At 29.3% G+C, this 23,736-nt stretch carries 26 protein-coding genes; all 26 read left to right on the top strand.

From position 1 onward, the window contains the following. Window position 1 precedes the first annotated feature (1 nt). The 26 genes from D2A34_RS14195 (at window position 2) to D2A34_RS14075 (ending at window position 23,719) form a co-directional block, all read left to right on the top strand. Complete coding sequence (locus tag D2A34_RS14195) at window positions 2-829, top strand: hypothetical protein (RefSeq protein WP_119367065.1); 828 nt, start codon at window positions 2-4, stop codon at window positions 827-829. A gap of 10 nt (window positions 830-839) precedes the next feature. Next, the gene (locus D2A34_RS14190) at window positions 840-1,196 is read left to right on the top strand and encodes an AAA family ATPase (protein ID WP_119367064.1); all 357 of its coding nucleotides are present in this window, start codon (window positions 840-842) and stop codon (window positions 1,194-1,196) included. Between the two features lies 1 nt (window position 1,197). Next, the gene (locus D2A34_RS14185; RefSeq protein WP_119367063.1) at window positions 1,198-2,361 is read left to right on the top strand and encodes an SUMF1/EgtB/PvdO family nonheme iron enzyme; all 1,164 of its coding nucleotides are present in this window, start codon (window positions 1,198-1,200) and stop codon (window positions 2,359-2,361) included. A 131-nt stretch (window positions 2,362-2,492) separates the two neighbouring features. Next, window positions 2,493-2,834 (top strand): diversity-generating retroelement protein Avd, encoded by a 342-nt coding sequence (gene avd, locus D2A34_RS14180; protein WP_119367062.1) that lies wholly within the window; start codon window positions 2,493-2,495, stop codon window positions 2,832-2,834. 304 nt (window positions 2,835-3,138) lie between these two features. Then, window positions 3,139-4,230: an RNA-directed DNA polymerase gene (locus D2A34_RS14175; RefSeq protein WP_119367061.1), complete on the top strand. Its 1,092-nt coding sequence runs from the start codon at window positions 3,139-3,141 to the stop codon at window positions 4,228-4,230. Window positions 4,231-4,288: 58 nt separating this feature from the next. Then, window positions 4,289-5,152 (top strand): N-acetylmuramoyl-L-alanine amidase, encoded by an 864-nt coding sequence (locus D2A34_RS14170; RefSeq protein WP_119367278.1) that lies wholly within the window; start codon window positions 4,289-4,291, stop codon window positions 5,150-5,152. Window positions 5,153-5,230: 78 nt separating this feature from the next. Next, on the top strand, window positions 5,231-5,908 hold the full coding sequence (locus tag D2A34_RS14165) for a hypothetical protein (RefSeq protein ID WP_119367060.1): 678 nt from the start codon (window positions 5,231-5,233) through the stop codon (window positions 5,906-5,908). Between the two features lie 61 nt (window positions 5,909-5,969). After that, a complete protein-coding gene (locus tag D2A34_RS14160) occupies window positions 5,970-6,725 on the top strand; it encodes a DNA adenine methylase (RefSeq protein WP_119367277.1) in 756 nt (251 codons plus the stop codon). Between the two features lie 137 nt (window positions 6,726-6,862). Further along, window positions 6,863-7,084 carry a helix-turn-helix domain-containing protein gene (locus D2A34_RS14155; RefSeq protein WP_119367059.1) on the top strand — a complete coding sequence of 74 codons (222 nt, stop codon included), beginning with the start codon at window positions 6,863-6,865 and terminating at the stop codon, window positions 7,082-7,084. Between the two features lie 122 nt (window positions 7,085-7,206). Continuing rightward, window positions 7,207-7,458 (top strand): permuted SH3 domain-containing protein, encoded by a 252-nt coding sequence (locus tag D2A34_RS14150; RefSeq protein WP_119367058.1) that lies wholly within the window; start codon window positions 7,207-7,209, stop codon window positions 7,456-7,458. 255 nt (window positions 7,459-7,713) lie between these two features. Beyond that, the gene (locus D2A34_RS14145; protein WP_119367057.1) at window positions 7,714-8,391 is read left to right on the top strand and encodes a response regulator transcription factor; all 678 of its coding nucleotides are present in this window, start codon (window positions 7,714-7,716) and stop codon (window positions 8,389-8,391) included. Next, on the top strand, window positions 8,388-9,764 hold the full coding sequence (locus tag D2A34_RS14140; RefSeq protein WP_079441104.1) for a sensor histidine kinase: 1,377 nt from the start codon (window positions 8,388-8,390) through the stop codon (window positions 9,762-9,764). The genes D2A34_RS14145 and D2A34_RS14140 overlap by 4 nt, the downstream gene beginning before the upstream one ends. A 264-nt stretch (window positions 9,765-10,028) precedes the next feature. Continuing rightward, window positions 10,029-10,271: an SHOCT domain-containing protein gene (locus tag D2A34_RS14135; protein WP_119367056.1), complete on the top strand. Its 243-nt coding sequence runs from the start codon at window positions 10,029-10,031 to the stop codon at window positions 10,269-10,271. 318 nt (window positions 10,272-10,589) lie between these two features. Next, window positions 10,590-10,817: a hypothetical protein gene (locus D2A34_RS27045; RefSeq protein ID WP_079441102.1), complete on the top strand. Its 228-nt coding sequence runs from the start codon at window positions 10,590-10,592 to the stop codon at window positions 10,815-10,817. A gap of 170 nt (window positions 10,818-10,987) precedes the next feature. After that, window positions 10,988-11,722, top strand: coding sequence for an MBL fold metallo-hydrolase (locus tag D2A34_RS14125; protein ID WP_119367055.1), 735 nt, complete (start codon window positions 10,988-10,990; stop codon window positions 11,720-11,722). A 77-nt stretch (window positions 11,723-11,799) separates the two neighbouring features. Next, a complete protein-coding gene (locus tag D2A34_RS14120) occupies window positions 11,800-12,600 on the top strand; it encodes a M55 family metallopeptidase (protein WP_079441100.1) in 801 nt (266 codons plus the stop codon). 45 nt (window positions 12,601-12,645) lie between these two features. After that, window positions 12,646-13,557 carry a S66 peptidase family protein gene (locus tag D2A34_RS14115; protein WP_119367054.1) on the top strand — a complete coding sequence of 304 codons (912 nt, stop codon included), beginning with the start codon at window positions 12,646-12,648 and terminating at the stop codon, window positions 13,555-13,557. 9 nt (window positions 13,558-13,566) lie between these two features. Next, entirely contained in the window at window positions 13,567-13,695 is a 129-nt protein-coding gene (locus D2A34_RS27470) for a hypothetical protein (protein WP_278337014.1), read from the top strand. A gap of 712 nt (window positions 13,696-14,407) precedes the next feature. Then, complete coding sequence (locus D2A34_RS14110; protein ID WP_119367053.1) at window positions 14,408-17,530, top strand: HD domain-containing protein; 3,123 nt, start codon at window positions 14,408-14,410, stop codon at window positions 17,528-17,530. Between the two features lie 373 nt (window positions 17,531-17,903). Next, on the top strand, window positions 17,904-18,602 hold the full coding sequence (locus D2A34_RS14105; protein WP_119367052.1) for a hypothetical protein: 699 nt from the start codon (window positions 17,904-17,906) through the stop codon (window positions 18,600-18,602). Between the two features lie 548 nt (window positions 18,603-19,150). Then, window positions 19,151-19,450, top strand: coding sequence for a hypothetical protein (locus tag D2A34_RS14100; protein ID WP_079440963.1), 300 nt, complete (start codon window positions 19,151-19,153; stop codon window positions 19,448-19,450). Window positions 19,451-19,910: 460 nt separating this feature from the next. Then, the gene (locus D2A34_RS14095) at window positions 19,911-20,303 is read left to right on the top strand and encodes a hypothetical protein (RefSeq protein WP_079440964.1); all 393 of its coding nucleotides are present in this window, start codon (window positions 19,911-19,913) and stop codon (window positions 20,301-20,303) included. A 67-nt stretch (window positions 20,304-20,370) separates the two neighbouring features. Beyond that, a complete protein-coding gene (locus D2A34_RS14090; protein WP_119367051.1) occupies window positions 20,371-21,057 on the top strand; it encodes a hypothetical protein in 687 nt (228 codons plus the stop codon). Window positions 21,058-21,319: 262 nt separating this feature from the next. Further along, window positions 21,320-21,571 (top strand): hypothetical protein, encoded by a 252-nt coding sequence (locus D2A34_RS14085; protein ID WP_119367050.1) that lies wholly within the window; start codon window positions 21,320-21,322, stop codon window positions 21,569-21,571. 91 nt (window positions 21,572-21,662) lie between these two features. Further along, window positions 21,663-22,529 (top strand): alpha/beta hydrolase family protein, encoded by an 867-nt coding sequence (locus D2A34_RS14080; protein ID WP_119367049.1) that lies wholly within the window; start codon window positions 21,663-21,665, stop codon window positions 22,527-22,529. Between the two features lie 179 nt (window positions 22,530-22,708). After that, on the top strand, window positions 22,709-23,719 hold the full coding sequence (locus D2A34_RS14075; RefSeq protein WP_119367048.1) for a sensor domain-containing diguanylate cyclase: 1,011 nt from the start codon (window positions 22,709-22,711) through the stop codon (window positions 23,717-23,719). The last annotated feature ends 17 nt before the right edge of the window (window positions 23,720-23,736 follow it).

The raw sequence follows: 23,736 nt of genomic DNA, 5'->3' as shown, positions 1-23,736 counted from the left end.
GATGAGTTATGAAAAACTTAAGTGGATTGATGAAGTTAAAGACCAAAACGGCAATTTAATACAAAAAGGAACGCCACTATCTCAGAAAAATATGAATAGAATGGAGGATGGTATCGATCTTGCGGATAATGTTATTGGATTTATAGTTGCAGAGACACTTCAAAAAGTTGGAGCTATAAATAAAGAACTAGAAAAATGGCAAAAACAAAGATTACAACAAGGTTTAGTCTATTTATACAATAAGTATGTAATTACTGGATGTATAGTTAGTAAAATGTCTAATAGTAGATATCTTCAAATCAGTTTGACAGGAACTTATGTTGCAGGCAATGTATCAAAAGTATCTGTTGATGGTAAATATGTAGGAATATCTGATGAGCAAATGATAGCAATGGTACCTATGAATACAGATTCGATAACGGATGTCTATTATTTATATATTGATTATGATAATACTCAAGGCAGATATAGAAGTTACTTAGCGGCTACTGTTCCAGATGGAAAGCTTACTCTATATAAAATAACTGTGCCTGCAAATGATACTGGAATGGATCTTGCTTCGGTAACATTAACTGATGTGAGAAGGATAGAAGCAATTAATACAATAAGAAATACAGAGCCATATGTATTAGTTAATATACCAGGATTTCCAATGTTAGATGCAGGAGACTATGATGTCAATGCAACAGTTGAATTATCAAGTAATGTAATGGCTGTTGGAGAAATAATAATATATGATAAGCAAGCTAATGGATTCAAAATTAAAATTACTGGAAGTGCTGATAATATTAAAATAAGATGGACTCTATTAAATCCAGATATAAAATAGGAGGGATACTATGAACATAGAAGAGAAAAATGAAGGTCAAAAAATTAATTATGCTGTTAATAAATCTACAATAGTTTTTGATGAAACTATAAGTGTTAATGTTGCAAGATATCAAAAGGATTTTGAAAATGTTATTGATGTATGTATTGATAACAATATGCAACTTACTACAGGTTTAGGAAAATGGTATGCTGCTAATATTATAATTCCACCAAGAAAATATAATATGGTAGATACAGGCACTAAAGATGATAAAGAAAATGAAATATATGATAGAGTAGCAGAACCATTAAATATGGATGATGTTACTCTTGTTTTATGGACTTTACCAGTAAATTATACAGCTTTAGCAGGAGGTGCATTCTAATATGGCATTTATTTATAGTATAAAAGACACTTATAGATCAGCAGTTGAGGCAGCAACAGGAGGAAAAAATACAGTTCTTTATGATGATCAAGGCAATCCATCAATTATGGTTGTAATACCCAAATTCTATCTTGATGATGTTATAACTGGCGCTCCGCATACAGTACATCCTGCTTTTATTGTTAATGGAGTTGAAAAACCTTATATATATATTTCAAAGTATCAAAATATTGTGCAGGATAATAAAGCTTATTCTTTACCAGGACAAGATCCAGCTGCATGGATTAACTTTGATCAGGCACTAAATTACTGTTATGCAAAAGGACAAGGATGGCATCTTATGTCTAATGCAGAATATGCAGCTATAGCTTTATGGTGTAAGAAGAATGGAAAAATGCCAAGAGGTAATAACTATGCTGGCTGTGATGTAGACGCACAATATGAAAAAGGTGTAGAAAAATATGATTGGATATTGAACTATAATTGGAATAATAAGTCTAACAAACAAGATAGTTCAGGATATCATCATACTGGAAGGACGGCTACAGGCTCAGGGCCATGTAGTTGGTCGCATGATGGAACTCCAGATGGTATTTATGATCTTAACGGAAATGTATGGGAGTGGACATCTGGACTAAGATTAAAAAATGGAGAGATTCAAGTTATTCCAGATAATAACGCAGCTATTTTAAATTCAGATCATAGTGATTCAAGCACTTTATGGAAGGCAATTTTGCAAGATGGTTCATTAGTTGCTCCTGGAACAACTGCAACTTTAAAAATAGATAACACTACTGCCGGTAGCTCTATACAAGATAGTAATGATGTTGGGGGAGATCCTATATTAAATACTACTATAGTAAACAAAATGTATACTGGTGGAGATGTCAATGATTATTATAGATATAGCAATTGTAATTTTGAATCATTAGCAGCACAAAATGGAGTAACAGTCCCAACTCTTTTAAAGGCATTAGGAATAGCTCCTATAGATTCTAGTTGTGGTGGTGATGGATTATGGATTAGAAATTATGGTGAAAGATTACCATTAAGAGGCGGTTCCTTCGATTATGGGGCCTCTGCTGGCCTGTTCGCGCTCGCTTTGACTGATAATCGTTCTAGTAGTGTCAACAATGTCGGGTTCCGCGCCGCTTACGTCTTATAATTCGGTTGCTGTGTTCTGGGTGGGCTACGATAGTAGACCTTAAAAAACACAATGTATCACAAAATGATATATTATAACTAAAATAAAAATAGAATAACAGAATGTGATAAAATTTTGAAATGGTGATATAAATGGCAACAGAAGATTTAATTATACTTCAAAAAACATATGATATGATAAATTATGGATATCAGGCAATAGCACAATTCCCGAAGAGTGAAAAATATGCACTTGGAACTGATATGAAAAAATGTATGCATCAAATTTTGGAGTATACAATCGTAGCCCATAAAAAATATTATAAAAAAACTACACTTCAGGAATTAGATGTGGAAGTTACTAAATTAAAAGCATATACAAGACTTGCGAAGGATTTGGGATTTTTGCCATTTAAGAAATATGAAGTTTGGTCAAAATATAATGTTGAAATAGGTAAAATGGTTGGTGGATGGATTAAATCCGCCAAACAATAAAAACTTGTTTTTTGGGAATAGACCATAACCCGCGGTTCCTTCAATAATGGGGCCTCTGCTGGCCTGTTCGCGCTCAATTTGAATAATAATCGAACTAATAGTAACAACAATGTCGGGTTCCGCGCCGCTCTACTCTTGTGGTCAGCAGTAATAAGCTCAAGGGCTTATTTCCAGTACAAAGAGACGTAAAGGGGTCTATTTCCACACCTATTGGTGAAAAATATATTAGCTGTGAATGCCGAGAGTAGTCCATTAATTTGGATGAAATCCGCAAAGCATGGCATATTTAATTGGAGTAATACAAATGGCAAAGCAAATTAAAAATGTTTATCCAGAGCTTTGTAGTTATGAAAATCTATATGAAGCATATCTTCAAGCTAGAAAAGGTAAAAGATTCAGAGATGAGATACTTCAGTTTTCCTTTAATGTTGAAGAATTTTTATTGGAGCTAAGAGATGAATTAATAAATCACACTTATTCAGTTGGTGGCTATAGAGAATTTTTTATATATGAACCTAAGAAACGTCTTATAATGGCTTTGCCATTTAAAGATAGAGTTGTTCAATGGGCAATATATCAGCTTATTAATCCTGTATTTGATAAAGGGTATATATTTGATAGTTATGGTTGCCGAAACAACAAAGGTACTCTTAAAGCTGTACAGAGGTTATATTATTGGCTCAAATTAGTAGGAAAAAAAGAAAAGAAATACTACTATTTAAAGCTTGATATGAGTAAGTATTTTTATAGAGTAGACCATAAGGCATTGATAGAGCTATTAAGAATTAAAATAGCAGATAAAGAACTTTTATGGCTTTTAGAAGCTATTATTAATTATGATGGTGTTGCTTTTGGTTTAAAGTTAAATGGTGATGTAGATGATCCAGCAGATAGGTTAAAAGGTAAAGGTATGCCTATAGGTAATCTAACAAGTCAAATGTTTGCTAATCTATATCTTAATGAATTAGATCAGTACTGCAAGAGGCAATTAGGAATTAAATACTATGTTAGATATATGGATGATGTAATTATTTTATCTGAAGATAAAATAAAGCTTCATCAATATAAAACATTAATAGAAGAGTTTATAGGCAGTAAATTAAAGCTGAATTTAAATAATAAAACTGCAATTAGGCCTGTTGCTCTAGGTGTAGAATTTGTTGGCTATAAAGTATTTCCAACTCATTTAAAAGTAAGAAAATCAACATCGCTTAAGATGAAGCGTAGGCTTAAATATGTTAAGAAACAATATGAAAGAGATAATATACCTTTGAATAAAGTAAATGCAACTGTGCAGAGTTATATGGGGATTTTGAAGCATTGTAACACTTATAGTCTACAAAATAAAATCTTTGAAAACTTTGTTCTAAAAAAAGAATATGAAAAAAATGATTAAAAGGACTTGCAGTAATTGTAGGTCTTATTTTATTACAAAAAATTAGGAGGGAAATATTATGATAATTAGTTATGATTTTGGACATATGGAAGGTGGAAAGGATATATCAGCAAATGGAATTGTATATGAATATGCAGAGATAAGAAAGTATGCTCCTGTATGCATTGCGGCTTTAGAGGGGGCAGGACATCAATGTATAAATTGCACTCCTTCGGATGGGAGTGGAATGTCAGTGATGGATTCCTTAGCATATAGAGTGAATAAAGCAAATGAAAGTGGAAGTCAGCTTCATATATGCTTTCATGTTAATGCCTTTGATGGATCTGCACATGGAGCAGAGATAGAAGTTGCTTCTGATAATGGAGAAAAATATGCAGTATCTGTATTAAGTGAAATAGTTGCATTAGGTTTTACTAAAAGAGGTATAAATAGACCTAGTTTGTATGTTACAAAACATACAAATATGACAGCTATACTGATTGAACCATTTTTTTGTGATTCACAGATAGATGTTAATTTATATGAACCTACAGCACTAGGAAATGCAATTGCAAAAGGAATAATTGCTACTATAGGTGGTGATTATTCACCGCAGTCTGAAGTTTCAACTGATGCAGTTTTAACATCAACTACTCAGTATGATGTGAGATATTTACAACATGAACTTAATGTTCAGTTTAATGCAGGACTTGAAGAAGATAATAGTGCTGGGCCTTTAACAATGGCAGCAGCCTCAAATGTTATTTTAAGGCAAGGAGCAAATGGTAATATTACTAGATGGATACAAGCTAATGTAGGAGCTGATGTTGATGGCTTATTTGGGCCAGCTACTTTAAGTGCTGTACAAGCGTTTCAAAAAAATCATGGATTAAGTGCTGATGGAATTATCGGATATAATACCTGGAATGCACTGTTAGAATAATTTAATAACGTTAACAAGGGTGCTTAATAGGCATTCTTTATTTATCAAAAATAAAAATATACAAGGAGGAATTTTATTATGTATCAACAAATTATTAATCAAGTAGTTAATTACTCAGAAGGGATAGCTATAACTGCAATTTTAGCTATTTTAAGCTATGTTGCAAAAGGTGCTGGACAAATTGCTATTGAATTTTTAAAGGCTAAGAAACAGGCTGTAATTGCTACGATTGGAAACGACCAATATAACTTTTACAGAGGTATTGCATTAGATGTATACAATAGGGTGGAAGAAGAATTTAGAGGACAGATAGGCGTATCAATGTTGAAAAGTCAAGCTTTCGATAAATACTTACTAGAACGAATACCTGGATTAACACAAGAGCAAATAGATCATTTTAGACAAAGTGTAGTTGGATATGTTAATAATGTAGTAAAAGAATCTAATATTTTAGATTCTGCAACAGAAGTTGCTGTTGAAAATCAATCAGAAAAGGTTGATTCAGTTTCGTTAGATGATAATGCTTGTATGGGAACTAATGAAAAAACTATTTTAGAAGCTAATCAATCAGGAGAAACTGCAAATACAGTTAATATATCTATACCAGTTTCCACAAATACAGGTCAAACAATAGCACAAGAAACAAGCAATCAAGCATCTCAATCTAATGTTACTCAAAATATAATTAGTCAGTTATCACCACAAGAAGCATTGAATCAAATACATGAAATAGTAAAAAGTGTTGAAATAAATTAATAATTAAAAGGTGGCTCATATGGGCCACTTTAAGTTTACTTATAAGGAGGATATAAAAAATATGAATAGTTTTATTGGATGGATTGGTGGAAAAAAATTACTTAGAAATGAGATTGTTAAAAGGTTTCCTGAAAAAATAGGAAGATATGTTGAAGTATTTGGAGGTGCAGGATGGGTTTTATTTTCTAAGGAAAAACATGCTAATTTAGAAATATATAATGATGCAAATGGTGATCTTGTAAATTTATTTAGATGTGTAAAATATCACTGTCAAGAATTACAAAGAGAGTTATCTTTTATGCTTAATTCAAGAGAATTATTTCATGATTTTGTAGAACAATATAATGTTTCTGGAATGACAGATATTCAAAGAGCAGCTAGATTCTTTATGCTAATTAAAACAAGTTATGGTTCTACTATAAAAACATATGGATGCGTAAAAAAAGATATTAATGTTATGATTGAATATTTAACTGATATACAGAAAAGATTAAGCAAGGTAGTTATTGAAAATAAAGATTTTGAAGGATTAATCAAAGTTTATGATAAATCTGATGCATTAATATATCTTGATCCACCTTATTATGGAACTGAAAAGTATTATAGTGCTCAGTTTAGCAAAGATGATCATGAAAGATTAAATAGTGTTTTAAAGAATGTAAAAGGCAAATTTATTCTGTCATATAATGATTGTGAGTATATAAGAGAGATATACAAAGAGTTTAATATTGAAGAGATAAATAGGCAGCATAATTTAGTTGGTAGATATACAGATAAAGAGAATGTTTATAAAGAATTGATAATAAGAAATTACTAAAATCAAATAAAAAAACAAAAAAACATATTTTTTTTACACTTATTATAACGTAAATTGATATTATATATCGTTTTAAGCCTGAAAATAATAAATAGCGTTACAATGTCCCTAAATTGGTTATAGGGGGTGATTGTAATATGGTAAGGATACATCTTTCAAGAATATTAGGTGAGAAGCGATGGACACAAGCAGATCTTGCAAGAAAGACGGGAATTAGACCGAATACAATATCTGAAATATACAATGAACTTATTGAAAGAATAAATTTAGATCATCTTGATTTAATATGTGAAGTTTTAGATTGCGATATATCTGATATACTAGAGTATGTACCAAATAAGAAAAAGAAAATACGTTAAACATCTGTAAACCAGATGTTTACTTTAAAATATATAATAGAACCTATACATAATACAAAAATTAATATAAAATATATATAAAAAGCAAGTATGTTTATGATAAAAAATCATTTGATACTTGCTTGTTTTTTGCCAAGAAACGTGAAAAAATTTGCCAAGAAAAATGCAAAGCTACAGCAATAGTTGTGAACAATGGAGTTCAATATGTATATGAAGTAGTTGAGGATAAAGTGAAAAAAATATCAGTAAGTGTTGGAATTTCTGATGGAAAGTATACCGAAATAACTAGCGGGGTAGAACTGGGGGATAAAGTTATTATAGAAGGACAGAGTTTTTTAAATGATGGCGACCAAGTCAATATAAGTAATTCCTAAAATTTATAGTAATAATACAATAAAAAAGTTAATATAGGACGTCAGAATATCTAATAATAATATTAAATAACTAACAGGATAGAATTAAGTGGTAATGTTATAATAGAAGAACAACGTTATACATAAAGAACCATTGATTTGATATTCTGCTTTATAATATTTTATTAGAAATTAAAACAGACTTTAGAGTATGAACTATGCAATTAATTATAAAATATATAGGAATTTAATTTAGCCTATAAAGGTGGTGTTAAGATGAATTATAATATTTACTTAGTAGAAGATGAAGAAAATTTAAATCAGATATTAAAATCTTATCTTGAAAAAGATGGCTTTAATGTAACTTCTTTTTTTTATGGTGAAACAGCAAGAGCAGCTATTGAAGTTAATCCACATTTATGGATATTGGACATTATGCTGCCAGATATAGATGGATATCAGCTTATAAAAGAAATTAAAGAAAACAATAAGCAAACACCTGTTATTTTTATATCTGCACGTGATGCTGATTTAGATAGAGTGATTGGCCTGGAGCTTGGCAGTGATGATTACATTGCCAAACCATTTCTACCTAGAGAGTTGGTTATACGTACAAAAAAACTTATTGAAAGGGTATATGGCCAAGAAGTAGAAAGAGATGTTCAGACAGTATCTCAGATTTGTGGTTACACTATAGATGAAAATAAACGTATAGTAAAGAGTGGAGAAGAAACGATTGCTTTAACTTCAAAAGAATTTGATATTCTCATGTTATTTGTTAAAAATCAGCTTATTGCTTTTTCAAGAGAACAAATATTACATAATATTTGGGGAGATGAGTATTTCGGAAGTGACAGAGTTGTAGATGATCTTATAAGAAGGCTTAGAAAAAGAATGCCAAACCTTAAAATAGAAACAGTTTATGGTTATGGATACAGGATGGTTAAGGAATGAGCAGAGTTTCGAAATTTCTAAGTAATAAATCAATTGCTTTTCAAATATGGATTGTTTTCTCAGCTATGATGCTTCTAATAATAGGTATGTTAGTAACTATGAGTTTATTAAATTTCAAAAATTTTCTTTATGATAAAGCTTTTGAAGTTATTGAAAGTGCTCAAAAAAATGCAATTATAAATATTAAGGAGAATAATGGTTATATTCAGCTTCCGAATATAGATTCTGATACTGACAATGACAAAAGGCCTTTACATCATATTATTTATCCAAGTAACTCCAATGAAAATATAGATCATATTCTTTCTGATAAGCAATCTTCAGAGAATCTATGGAATAAAGTATTAATTCAATATAAAAATCAAAAAACAGATAGCCAAAGATATACATATGCCGGTAATGATGATGAGCTATTTTATGTAATAACAAAATATAGTTCTAATGAAAAGAGTGGTTTTATCTTTTCATATACAAGAGATGTTCAGGCTGAAAAACTATATAAGCAGATAGCTAGAAAGATCATTTTAATGACTATCATTGCAAGCTTTTTTAGTTTAATAATAGTTAGAAAACTTGCAGGTTACTTATCAAAACCTATAAAGTCATTAAAAGAAAACGTGGAGAAGATAGGTCAAAAGGAATGGAATACTCCAATAAGTGTAGATAGAAAAGATGAGATAGGTGAATTATCTGAGGCCATTGAATCCATGAGGCAGCAGCTTGTAAAAAATGATGAAGCTCAGCAATGGATGCTTCAAAATATATCCCATGAATTAAAAACTCCTGTGATGGTTATAAGAAGTTATGCTCAATCTGTTGGAGATGGAATATTTCCTAAAGGCGACCTGAGTAGTACAATGCTTACAATTGATAGTGAAGCAGAAAGACTGGAGAAGAGAATAAAAGATCTGCTTTATTTAACTAAGCTTGACTATTTATTGCAGCACAAAAGAATAGAAGAACTTATTAATATGAAAGAATTAATTGAGGAAACCGTCGATAGATTTAGGTTCAGAAGAGAAGAGCTTAATTGGAAGCTAGAACTAGAAAATATAATAATATTAGGAGACTATGAACAGTGGAAAGTCGTAGTTGAAAATATTTTAGAGAATTCAATTAGATATAGTAGAAGTAAAGTTAGAATTAGTGTAAAGACAAGTAGTGATTCAATATTACTTGAAATATATAATGATGGAGAATTTATTGAAGAATCATCGTTAAATGAGTTATTTAAGCCATTCAAAAAAGGTAAAAAAGGTAAATTTGGATTGGGGCTAGCAATAGCTAAGAGAATTATAGAATCTTATGACGGGCATATATGGGCGGCCAATGAAAATGTTGGAGTATCTTTTAAGATAGAATTGAAAAAATAGTATCAAGTTCAGTCATTCTTCCTTCACAAAAACCATGGGGTTTTATGAGCTAAGCGAATTTGATAAAGAGTGCTGAAAAACCAAGTGTATCTAAAGATATGATGGAAAAAATATTTGATGTAATGCTTCCAGCTCATCCAGGAAGATTACCTTATTGCTTTCAATAAACTTTCATAGTTGAGAATAAAAAATCATACTATGAAAGTTCTACATAATTTCTTCACAATATTGTTATAAAATAAAAGAAAAGTGGAGGTGTTATATATGTTTTGTAGCGGATTTGGTTTTGGAGGACCTTATGGCGGAGGAGGTTTTTTTATGATGATACCAATGATATTAATCTTATTGATTACTGTCTATTTTATTCATAAAGCATTTAATAATAACAAAAATAATTCTACTGATACATCTTCATCAAAAGCAATGAATATTTTAAATGAGAGATTTGCAAAAGGTGAGATAAGCGAAGAAGAATATATATCAAAGAAGCAAAAAATAGAAGAATAAGAATTATTAGAGCCCCGCTCTTGATTAGATTTTAGTCTAGAGTGGAGCTTTTTTTGTAATTTTCAAATGTATATATTATATTGTAAATTTTGTTATAATTAGAATACAATTTGCTATGCAAGGGGCGTGTAAAAATGAAAAAATCTTAAACAGTAAGATAATATCATTTTGGACTTTTATAACTATATTAATAATTTCTATTATTCATGTTGCATATACAGCAATAAGTATATACAACAACCCAACTACAAGCTTTCCTTGGACTACAGCATTTAATTTTCCAGGGGTTATATATATTGTACCCCTTATATTATCGTTATGTGTTCATTTATATTTAATGAGACAATTTTTCCGAATCAAATAAGTATTATACCATTAGAATTAAATATACCAAGGTTACAGGGCATAATTCAAAGGACGCTATCATCTAACAGGTTTGATGAAAACTATATTAAATCAGCAAAGTTGTTTGTAAAAATGCACAAAACTATTAATAAGCATTTATTGTGTAGAGCAGAAATTGTTGATATCAATAATAAAATTTAAGTATCAAAAGAAGTGCTTGAGAAAGCGTATGAAGAGTCTTTTAGCATAAGAGACAAATTAAATTATTATTAACATGTTATGTTATACACATAAAATAGTATAAGAAGAATGGAGGTGAATTTTAGTGAGGGTTTGATACTTGTTATACACTCTCTCACTAAAGATAATTAATGAAAATTGAAAATGGAATTTATATGCTAGAATTATCTGCTAATTTAATGGGGAAGGCCAGTATAATCAATCCAACTATGATTTATGATAATGATTCAGTCGTTTTAATTGATGCTGGATTTCCAGAACAAATAAATCAAATTCGTGAAGCTTTTGAAAAAGAAGGAATATCATTTAATAAATTAAAGTCGATAATTTTAACTCATCAAGATATTGATCATATTGGAAGTGCTCTAGCTATCTTAAAAGAGATGGTAAGCAAAGTTGAAATCTTTGCTCATGAGGAAGAAGAAAAATATATAAACGGAGAAAAAACGCCTGTTAAACTTGCAAGTCTCGAAGGCAATTTGGATTATCTTCCTGAGAATATGAAACTAATATATGAAAAACTAAAGAGTGGTTTTCAAAATAGCATAGTAAATGTAGATAAAACATTAGTTGATGATCAGGAATTACCATTTTGCGGAGGTATTACAGTTCTGCACACACCTGGTCACACACCAGGACATATCTGCTTATACCTTAAGAAGTACAAGATATTAATTGCAGGAGATATTCTTAGTGTCAAAGAGGGGTTACTTGTGAATGCTGATCCAAGTATTAATTTTGATAATGAATTAAACATGAAATCTTTAAAAAAATTAATGGAATATGATATTGAAAAGGTGATTTGTTACCATGGTGGTATATATAAAGGCGATGTAAACAAACGTATAGCAGAGCTTTGTATTTAATAAATGATAAGAAAGGAAGTGAACTTTAGTGGGAAATTTATTGATAGATAAAGTAATATTTCTCACTATGAAAGCAGATGAAAATATATATTAGTGCAGACATAGAAGGAATAACAGGAGTTACAGATTGGGATGAAACAAAACAAAATCATCCTGACTGGCAGGCCTTTGCAAAACAAATGACTGAAGAAGTATTAGCAGCAGTAAACGGTGCAGTAAAAGCTGGAGCTAAAGAAATAATAGTAAAAGATGCTCATGATAGTGGAAGAAATATAGATATTAAAGCTCTTCCTGAAGAAGTAAAACTTATTAGGGGATGGACAGGAGATCCTTTATCTATGGTAGCTGGAATAGATGAAAGCTTTGATGCACTCATCTTTATTGGATATCATAATGCTGGAGGAACAATAACAAATCCATTAGTTCATACGATGAATGTATCTAGCGTATTAACTATTAAAATCAATGATGAATATGCAAGTGAATTTTTACTTAATGCATATGCAGGTGCTTTATACAAGGTTCCGGTTGTATTTGTTAGCGGAGACAGTGGACTTACTAAAGAAGTTAATAAATTCAATTCCAATATAGTGACTCTTGGAGTTAAAGATGGTATTGGCGGCGCAACTATAAATATGAATCCTAAAAAGGCAGTTATAGAAACAGAAAAACTAGTTAAAGAAGCATTAAATAAAGACTTAGATTCAATGAAAGTTAAGTCACCAGAAGAATTTAAAGTACAAATTGAATATAAAGACCATAAGGTTGCCTATAAAAATTCCTTTTATCCAGGGGCAGAATTTATTGCACCGAGAACAGTTGAATTTAAAACAAAAGAATATTATGAAGTTCTAAGAATGATACATTTCCTAACATAAGCATAAGAATATTAATAGAAGCAAAATAAATGGGAGATTTATAAGATGATAAGACCAACCCCTTTAAAAATAGGAGATAAAATAGGTTTAATTGCCCCTTCAAGTCCAGCAAAAAGAGATAGAATTGAACCTGCAATAAAAGCTATGGAAGATTTAGGCTTAGAAGTAGTACTTGGTGCAAGCTGCATGGAATCTCATGGCTTTTTATCTGGAAGTGATGAAATAAGAGCTAATGATATTAATGATATGTTTAGGGACAAAGATATAAAAGGTATATTTGCTTTAAGGGGAGGTTATGGAGCAAATAGGCTGCTTCATATGCTTGATTATGAAATGATTAAGAAAAATCCAAAGGTATTTGCAGGCTATAGCGATATTACAGCTCTTCATAATGTCCTTAATCAAAAATGCGATCTTATAGCATTTCATACACCAATGGCAGCATCTGAATTTTACGATGGCGTAGATGATTATACAATGAATTATTTTAAGGAAAATATATTTTCAAATAAACCTTTAGGAGTGCTTAAAAATCCTCGAGGACAGGAAATAAAAACATTAGTTAAAGGAATAGCAGAAGGGGAATTAGTTGGAGGGAACCTCTCTGTTTTAGTTTCATCAATGGGCACGCCTTATGAAATAAATACAAAGGGGAAAATTCTATTTTTAGAAGATATAGATGAACAGCCTTATAAAATAGATAGAATGCTATTGCAGTTAAAACAATGCGGGAAATTTAAAGATGCAAATGGGATAATTTTAGGTGCATTTACAGATTGTGAACCTAAAGATGATCGTAGTTTAAGTTTAATGGAAGTATTCAATGAAATTATAGTGCCAGAAAACAAACCAACTTTGTATAATTTAGTTTGCGGGCATTGTCTTCCAACCTTAAGCCTTCCACTTGGCGCAAAAGTTATGATTGATGGTGAGAAAAGTGAAATTACTATATTATAATATTGGGTTATGTTCGTAGAAATGGAAGTTTTTGAAAGTTGTAAAACTGTTTCAAAAGCATGGAATAACTTTATGGAGAATCCAGGGCCAGAAATTGATGGATATATATCTGAGCATGAAAATTTTTTGGAGAAATAAATTTGATAGGGAGCTTTGCGAAGGATTAAGGGTTAATTTTGAGCAAGGCTCCTTTGAATTTTATAATGGTCAATTTTCAATGCTCAATGGTCAATGTTGAGAGTGTGGCAAAACATTTTTTAGTTATGGTGTTTTGTTTTTCTTAGCTTTGATAAATTTCTTAATTGGTTTTAAATTGAGATGGAATCAGCATATTCTTATATGGTGAAGAATATTTATGGGTTTATTCTGAAGAATATCACCATAGGAGAATATATATTGTGAACAATATGGTCAATATACTGGATTTTAAGTACGTAAAATTTAAAAATAGCAGCAGTAAAAATAGAAGTGGGTTTTCTGTTTTTACTGCTAATTTTTTTAGAGGAAAATTTCTATTGAGAGATAAATTTTTTAGATACGTCTAAAATTTTATTGTAGTAAATTTCAAGTATATTATGGATGATTGAGATATGTGATTTTAGGATTTTGGTTAATAATAAATGGAATGAAATAAGAAATACTTATTTTATTAGGAAAAATAAAGAATAATATGTAAAATTGAGGTATAATTAGGAAGCGAATACTAGTTGTAATTATTTAGTAAACTAAGTTTTTTGAAATAACTAAGACGTGAAACTTTGAGATAGTTATTATGTCTATAATGGGAAGTTGGTAAAGATAAAGTAAGTTAAGTTTATTAAATATATTAGTACTGTACGGGGGGATACTGATGGAGGATTATTTAAAATATACATATAAGTTAGAAACACATTTAAAGGTTATTTGTGACTCAAATGAAGAATATGCAAATTTATATGCAACATGGAAATTGAACCAAAAGATATATAGTAGCGTGCTGAAAACTGTAGTAATGAATTATCCACACTATAGTTTGCATGATGATAGTCATTCAGAAAGCATAATAACAAATATTGAGATGTTATTAGGAGAAGAGAGAATAAAGAGGTTATCACCTACTGAAACTTGGATGATTCTACAATGTGCTTATTTACATGATTTTGGGATGGCACTATTGAGTGAAAAAGCTGAATTAGAGTGGGAAACAGATGAATTTAAAGAATATTTAGAAGAGAAAAGGCATTCATTTAATAATGATATAGCTGAAGCAATTGAATATATTGACAAGTTGAATATTAATTTACAAGATGATAAATTTGAAAAAAATTGGCCATTGAAGATTCGTAAATATGTTACTTATATAATAGCTGATTATTTTAGATCAAAACATTCAAGTTTAACTAAGGAATATTTAGATCAGTTAGAAAAATGGGAAATAGATATAAGTCATAATAATCTTATTCATGAAAGGCTAATAAAACTAATTGGTGAGATATCATTTTTACATACTCAAGATTTTGATAAAGTAATGAAACTAAATTATGAGTCTAATGGATATAAATCAGATTATATTCATCCTAGATTTATAGCTGAGATGATAAGATTAGGAGATTTATTAGATTTAGATAATGGTAGATTTAGTAGTTATGTAGAAAAAGTAATTGGAGGATTACCTAAGTTATCAAAAGATCATAAAGAAAAGCATCAATCAACAAGACATGTTTTGATAACACCTAAGAACATAGAAGTAAGTGCAGACTGCCCTAATGAAGAAGTATATAGAGAAACTAGAAGTTGGTTTTTATGGCTCGAGGAAGAGATTAAAAATTTAACAATGAATTGGATAGATATTATCCCAAGTAATTTAACAGGATATGCACCTAAATTAACCCAAAAAGAGCTTCTTTTGAAGGGTGAACCAGATTTGAATAATATTACAGATTTAAGATTCGAGATATCTCAAGAAAAAGCATTTGACATAATAGAAGGCTCAAATATATATGAAGATAAATATATATTTGTTAGAGAATTTATACAAAATTCATTAGATGCATCAAAGATTCAGCTATGGAGAGATTTGAATGATGGCATGTATAATTCGTGGATTAAGACTAAGAAAGAATTAAAAAATTTGATGCCTTTTGATATTCTGAAAGAAATTTATAATAACTATATAATTGAAGTTACTATTGAAGATATAGATAGCAATTATGTAGGGGTTAGTATTAGAGACAGAGGAATAGGAATATCAATAGATGCATTAAAAGCTATGTGTGATGTTGGGTCGAGTTATAGTGGAAAGTTAGAACTAAAAAAAGAGATAAATAAAATGCCAGCTTGGTTAAGACCCACAGCAGGGTTCGGTATTGGATTGCAATCAGGATTTTTAGTGGCTGATGAATTCAAAGCACATTCAAGAACAGGTGGTAATAGTGCAATTGAGATAACATTTGAATCAAGGAAAAGATCTGATGGTTACATTCAAGTTAGAAAATCAGAGAAGAATATAAAAAGGGGTACAGAATTTTATTTCAAATTAAAGAAGGACGCAAATTATTCGCTTAATTATGGAGGACATGCTGAAAAACACTTTGAAAATTTATTTGATCCTATATCAAGTGATAATTTGCTTATATATAAAATTCTTGATTCAGCAAAAAGGAATTGCGAAGGAAGTGTTATACCTATATATATTAATATTGATAATAAAGATAACGAGACTTTTAATTCTGATATAGTAACTTTATTTGATGCCGGTATGATCGAGGAAGGTAATTATGCATATAACATTGCCAATAGTCTTGATGAGATGAAATTATGGGTTAAAGACAAAGATATTTACTTAAATATTCGTATGCAAGAATACGATTCGGATAGAAATATTTTAGAAAGATCACCCAAGACAATAGACTTTTATTTTAAAGGTATTAAATTAGATAGGCAAAGAGAAAGCTATGCACTTTGGGAATATATTTGCGTTGATATATATGGAATGGACACCAAAGAATCACTAAAACTAAGTAGAGATGAGCTTACGCTAGAAGCTAGAAAAGATGTAGGGAAAACAATTGATGAAGGTGTACAATTTTATATAGCAAAATTAAAAGAAAATATAGATATATTAAAAGAAAAAGCAAAGGAAATGCCGTTTGATAAGATCGCATTTATTGTATCAGGGAGTATGATAATTAATAATTTTAAGGCATCAGATTATAAATTTTTATTAGATAGAGGAATAATGATATCAGTAATGAAAAAGAATGATAATAAGTTTATTCTGGAAAAAGTTGATTTTGTAGATATCATAGATGAATATCCAAATTTAACTTATGCAAATATTAATTCTTTTAAAATAGAAAGAGTAAATAATGTAGAAGAGGAATATGACTATGCAATTATGGAAGGCTATTTAAATAAAAATATATCAGATATTGAGGAAGATATAGTAATAGTAGATAAAAACCTTATTAAAATATTGGAAAATGACTTTAGAATAAATAAAATACAATGTATTGAATCAGAATTGAGTAGAGATTTATTACTTTACAGTGCGGGGCGTGAAAATAGAGATATTATTAATGTTAACGAAAAAACAGAAGAGTATTTAATTGACTTATTAGTATCAAATCCTCAAGATTCTTTAAATTATTCAAAAGGAAGGTGGAGGAGTCAAAGAAATTGTATTCCAGCATTTTCAGGATATAATTTGCTAGCAATTAAAACTATTCCAGCGGGACTAGCGTTTTATAAATCTAATAAAATGAAACAACTGATATCTCCAATAACTAGAAAAGATAAAGAAAAAATTGAAAGTGTTAATAATAAAGAATTATTTATAGAAAGCATTACAGTAAGACAAGATTATAAAAATTTATTATTCTATACAATGAATAATAGAATTTCTGAAAAAATTGTTACAATAGAAGTGATAGATAAGTTATATAAAGAAATAATAGGAAAATATTTTGAACTTATGAAAAAGAAAATTAAATAATCTATAAATATTAATATAAGCTTGAAACAAACGTTGATAGTGCTAAATTATTAATTTAAACTACAATAAACATTAAAATTAAAATGATATGTGATATTTTTTCTATTTAAGTTAAAAAATATATATGTGTAACCAACTAGATAGTATCATTTTGTCCATCGCAAAGAAAACTTTATATTGTTCATATAATCATTAGGTTAATAATGTGTATAATATGAGATTTGACGTAGTAAGTTCTTTTTAAATTAAATAATGAGATATTTACAATTTATGCTATAATTGATTCGTTATAGCGGATTGTTAAGAATTAACTATTGAAATAAGAAATGTTTAATAATTCTTTTTGAAAATATATTTGGAGGCGGTAAAGGTTTTGGAGAAAATAATAAATTGGTTAAAGAATCACATTAGTATAATGATAATAATTATACTAAGTATTCCTTTTTTCTGCATTCCAGCAATTGGGTTGATTTTAAATATAGGAATAGCATTGTCTAGCTTTCTGCCTAATAAATTAATTATATTAAGGATAAATACGAATGAAATAGTTACTCAGTCAGAATTTATTTATTATTATAGTTGTTTTTTAAGTATTGAAGTAACAGGTATTCTAAGTTACTTGCTATATAAAATAACTTTAGGTAAATATTCTGATGAAGCAAAAGAAAAAGTTTTTTCAGAAAAGAAGGAAGTAGGACTTATGCTAAATGAAATTTTAATTGAATTAAGAAACAACAGAGATGCTTATAAAAAAGAGAGAGACGGGACAAATTGGAGTTTTTATAAACTGTTTGAATTGGAGAACTATAATCAATTTTCATATGGACAGATATGCACAGAGTTTGAGGTTGAAAAATGGGAAAAGAATTTAACAAGTTTTATATTTATTAAAAAATATTTTAAAGACCCTTTATTACTAGAACGTATTACAGAAGTATATAGTATTTTTGATTTCTTAAGTAAACATACAGATAAAGATCAATGTGAATCTATTAATTTAGAAGGTTTTATGGAGAAAACAGACAAAGTAATTGAAGAATTGTTGGACATTGTAGTCTCTTTAGGAAGATAAAATAATAGAACAATCATTATAATGTTAATTTTTAAAACTATTTATATTGTTTATAAAAGAGTACAAGTTTTATATCGGTAAATACTCCTAAGTTATGAATCAATAAATAATTAGGAAATATTAAAATAGTATTAGTCAAGAGATTAGAAGCATGATTTTTTATACGTCATACTAATTAGGGACGTATATATAAGTACTGAACTAGAATCAATTCAGAATAAATTAAAATTCCCATTATTCATATAATCTACACAATATGTAGAAAGTGTGAAGTAATTAGTGAAAATGTTCTTTGAAAATTGAATAATGCGATATTTATAATATGTAAAACATTGTGAATTATTAGATTTATATTTAGAAAAGGCAGTATATAATATCCTAAAAATGATAGATAGTCAATATATACTTTGAAAATCTGTAAAATTTGTACGATATTAGTTTTAATATATTCTGATAGATATTAAATAGGTTATTGTAGTTTGAATTTGCATATGGTTCTAGTTATAATCATTTTTATAACATGTACAGTATTTTATGGGAGGTTTTGTATGAGTGAATTTTTGAAATTAGAGAATTTTATTGGACATTCAGATGTAAGTTATGAAGAAGTTATAGTTCAATTTTTACAGGATAACGGAATAACGATTGATGATTTTGAGTATGTAGGAAGATGTGATTCTGAGTGCCTGGAATGTAATGCAGAAAAATTTAGTGTCTGGCGTAGGGATATAGGAGTCATCGAAGAAGAAAACATTTTTACTTTCAATTTAGATGCCGCTGATGAAACATTAGATTTCGCTATATACCTGTGTAATAAATGCAAGAAATGGACTATTTATATTGAATAATACATTATTCTTAAATTATAAATCGATAAAATAAATAACGTATTGTAAAATCGCATTTATTCAAGAGATTGAATTTGCGATTTTTTTAATACTCAATTCTAAAAAAGTTTGTAGGTTTAAGCGATGTTGGAATAGTTTTAATAATTATAAATTAAACTTCGGATTATTCATATAATCAAAACAATTTTATAAGAATCAGAACTGAGAATACAATTGAGTTTAACAACAATTTTTATACTAGTATTTTTCATAGCAGGCTTAGGACTAACAATAGGCATAATAAAAAAGAATAAAGCAGTTTTAATTATTTCAATAGCCATGTGCATTCTTCTTATAGCCTTTGCTTTATTCTTAATACTTGTCTTAATACCTGCTATGTAATATTTTATGAAGCTTCAGTAGGTTTCGCCATATTCAAATTTTAAAAAGATATTTCGATAAACAACATCAGAGGTGCATAATGAATAGAAATAAGACATTAATTTTTACAAAGAGCCTTTATTTCTTGATTATCATAGGCGCGATAATTTCAGGGATTATTATTTATAATGATATTAATAATAATATAGCTATTAAATTTGTATTAGGGTATGCATTGTTATGTGTATTTTTTATATTGTATGTTCCTATAATTACTATAGTTAACGCAAGGAAATTAAAATTGGAATACATTAAAAAGCTTTTAAAAGAATTTGTTATTTGCTTTGCTATGTTTTTTGTTTTAAATTGCATATTGGATTATGTTTTTATTAGCCCAAATATAGATTTCCTTGATGCACTTTCAGATGCAGGGAGTCTTTCTTTTTGTGTCACTTTCATTGATGTTACATTTTTGAAAAAGGATACGAATTAGATTCGATTTTGTGTATCATAGGATAAAATTTAAAAGTCAGTTAGCCAACTATTAAGGAGTAATTTAAATGATCAAACTAAGTTTATTAGGAAAACAATTAAATGAATCTGTTGAAAAATTATCTTTAGAAAATAGAGAAATATTTGATGATATTATAGCATTCATAAGAACATCAAATTTAAAAACAAGAGACGGAGAAGAATTTCTTCAACAGATGATAGATAGCTTCTTAAATGCACAGCAGCAAGGAATAAGCATTGAAGGTATGTTAGGAACAGATGATATAAGAGGTTATTGTGAAGAAATAGTAGCTACATATAAATCAAGGTATAACATACTATCACGCAGTGGAGAATATTTAATGTATGTCGGAATACTGGTCGTAGTAACATCAGTATTAGGTAGTTTTACAAAAAATTTAACTATACTTATGTCTAAAAATTTTAAGTTTAATAATTTTTCATTTTATTCATATATAGATTTCGACTTTGGATTTATTACAACATTTTTGATTGCGGTTACTTTTTATTTTTCTTTGATGAATTGGATTAAGGAAAGTTGTTTTACTAAACCTGTCATAAGTAATGAAAAGAAGAATAAATTTAAAATGTATATACTAATCATATTTATTTGTATAATGCATACTATTTCAAAGTTTGCAAAGGGATATGTGTTCTATAGTTTAAACATATTCTTAGTTGTTATTATTGGAATTATGTCATATTTCATAGGAAATTATTTAGTAGAAAATTAAGAAAAATTCATTTTTAAAAAGTTTTGACTACTATTTTTAAGTGAATAGTAGTTTATTAAATAATAGTATATAAAACCAATTGACATACAGACGTCTATTGGTAAAAGAAGTTGTTATATAAGTGAGACAAGGTGTTATCTTTTTAAAGAAGGATAAAGTAATAAATTAAGCAGACATAGATATCACATTTTCATACAGGAATTTGTGATATTTTTTTCTATATATATTAAAATAGGGTATATAAAAAACGGGAGAGGAATTTATGATAAAGGTTAATTTATTCGTGAAAATTTTTGGAGCCATCCTTGTTACAGGACTTGTTATACTTATGTATAGCGTAAATTTAGGTGATTATGAAGTAGCAAATATTATACAGTCCAATGGCGGTAGCATTGATACAAATGCCTATTTGATTTTTTTAGAACAGTCTATTACAAAATATAGATTTCTAGGGTCAATTCTTTCCGTGTTAGGTGGATTAGGAATATTAAAAAGTATTGATACTAATTCATAATTCGTAGTGATTTATATTAAGTTTTAAAGATGATATAATTATTTTAATCAGTTTCTACATTATAATTACTGAAGATTTAAGGAGATATACTATGAATAGCAATAAGTACAATACCTATGTGGGAAGTAAAGAAATTCAAATTAGAGATGAAAATAAAGCTATTAATTTTAACGTTCTTGTGCAATATCCAACAAATGAACCTTCTATGCCTATTGCATTTGGTCCATACACAATGGATGTTTGTATTAATGCTAAATTATTAGATGGTGAGTTTCCACTTGTCATTATTTCTCATGGTAATGGAGGTTCACATCTTCTTTATAGAACAATTAGCACCCATCTTGCGAAAAATGGCTATATTGTTGCAATGGTAGAGCATTATGGTAACAATAGAAATAATAATGAATTAGAAAACTCAGAAGAAAATCTTATTTTAAGACCAAAGCATATTAGCTTAACAATTGATAAAATTCTTTCAGATAGTTTTTTTAGTAGGAATATTATTAAGGACAAGATAGCAGTCATAGGACATTCAATGGGTGGATACACAGCTCTAGCCTTGGCAGGTGGTGTTCCAAGAACTAGAGAAGGTAAAATAATAAAGACTAGTCCTGACCAAAGAGTTAAGGCAGTAGTTTTACTTGCACCTGGAGCAGGCTGGTTCTTAAATGGTTTGGATAATGTAACAATTCCAATCCTTATGTTAACAGCAGAACATGACCCAATAACTCCTGCTTGGAATGCTGAATTTGTATTACAGAGCATTTCGGATAAATCACTGGTTACTTTTAGGCAAATTGAAAATGCTGGTCATTTTTCTTTTCTGAGTCCATTTCCTGAGTCAATGAAAAGCGCGAAGTTCTTACCTTCAACTGATCCAGAAGGATTTGATAGAGAAGAATTCCATGCACAATTACCAAAAGAGATACTTGCTTATCTTGATGAAAAATTGTCTTAAATTATTGTGCAATATATAAGCTAATAAACAAATTTTAATTGGCTAAATGAAGTCCTTAGGAGTCAGGTTAAATGAGGTGAAAAGGATATCGAATATTGATGTTATTAGATATTTAATGTATAATTTTTTCTATAACGCTAATTGATTTTAATAGCAATAGAAAAGGTGGTTGGATAGTTTTGAACCAAAATAGTATAAGCAATGATAAGTTACTAGAAATAATTAAAGTACAGACTGAGGTGGCTCAGCAGGGTATGGATCTTGGTAACATAATGGATTTAGTAACGCAGCGAACTAAGCTTATTACTAATGCAGATGGTGCTTCCGTAGAATTAATTGAGAATGAGGAGCTAGTGTATAGGGCTGCATCTGGAATGGCTGAGAGGTTTTTGGGGTTACGATTAAATATGGAAAATAGTCTGTCAGGGGAATGTATAAATATGAGAATCCCTCTGATTAGTAATGATATTGAAAGTGATGACAGAGTTAATAAAGAGGCATGTAGGCAAATCGGTCTTAATTCCATGATTGTAATGCCTTTAATATGCATGAATGAAGTGGTTGGTGTATTGAAAGTTCTTTCTTCGAAAGCTGGTCATTTCAACGATGATGACATTAAAGTACTAGAACTTATGTCAGGACTCATTGCAGCAGAGATGTTTAATGCAATGAAAAATGGGGAAAGTGAGTTGTTTTATAAAGCAACACATGATAGTCTAACTGGGATATCTAACCGTTCTTTATTCTATGATAATTTGAGACAAAGGTTGTCACATGCTTCTCGAAAAGAAGAGGAGTTCGGAATCATTTCACTAGACATGGACGGACTTAAAGAGATTAACGACAACTACGGCCACAGAGCAGGAGATGCAGCAATCAAAGAAGTTGCTTTACGAATTAACAACACTTTGCATGAAACAGACACAGTTTCTAGACTTGGTGGAGACGAATTTGGAATCATTATTGCAAAGATAGAGCATAGCGATGAAATCAAGACATTGATTAAGCAATTAGACTTTGAAATAACAAAATCTTTCGAATTTGAAGGTCAAGAAATAAATCTTAGAGCAAGTATCGGATATGCCCTTTTTAAAGAAGACGGAATTGAAATAGATGTTTTAATTGAAAAAGCAGATAAATCAATGTATAAAGTAAAAAGAGTGCGTAAAGGACATGAGAATGTACGCTGATAAAAATTTTTAAGCAC

Source organism: Clostridium chromiireducens, assembly GCF_003575225.1.
Taxonomy (GTDB): domain Bacteria; phylum Bacillota; class Clostridia; order Clostridiales; family Clostridiaceae; genus Clostridium; species Clostridium chromiireducens.
The sequence above is the reverse complement of the archived record's forward strand: the minus strand, read 5'-3'. Positions and strand labels throughout refer to the sequence as shown.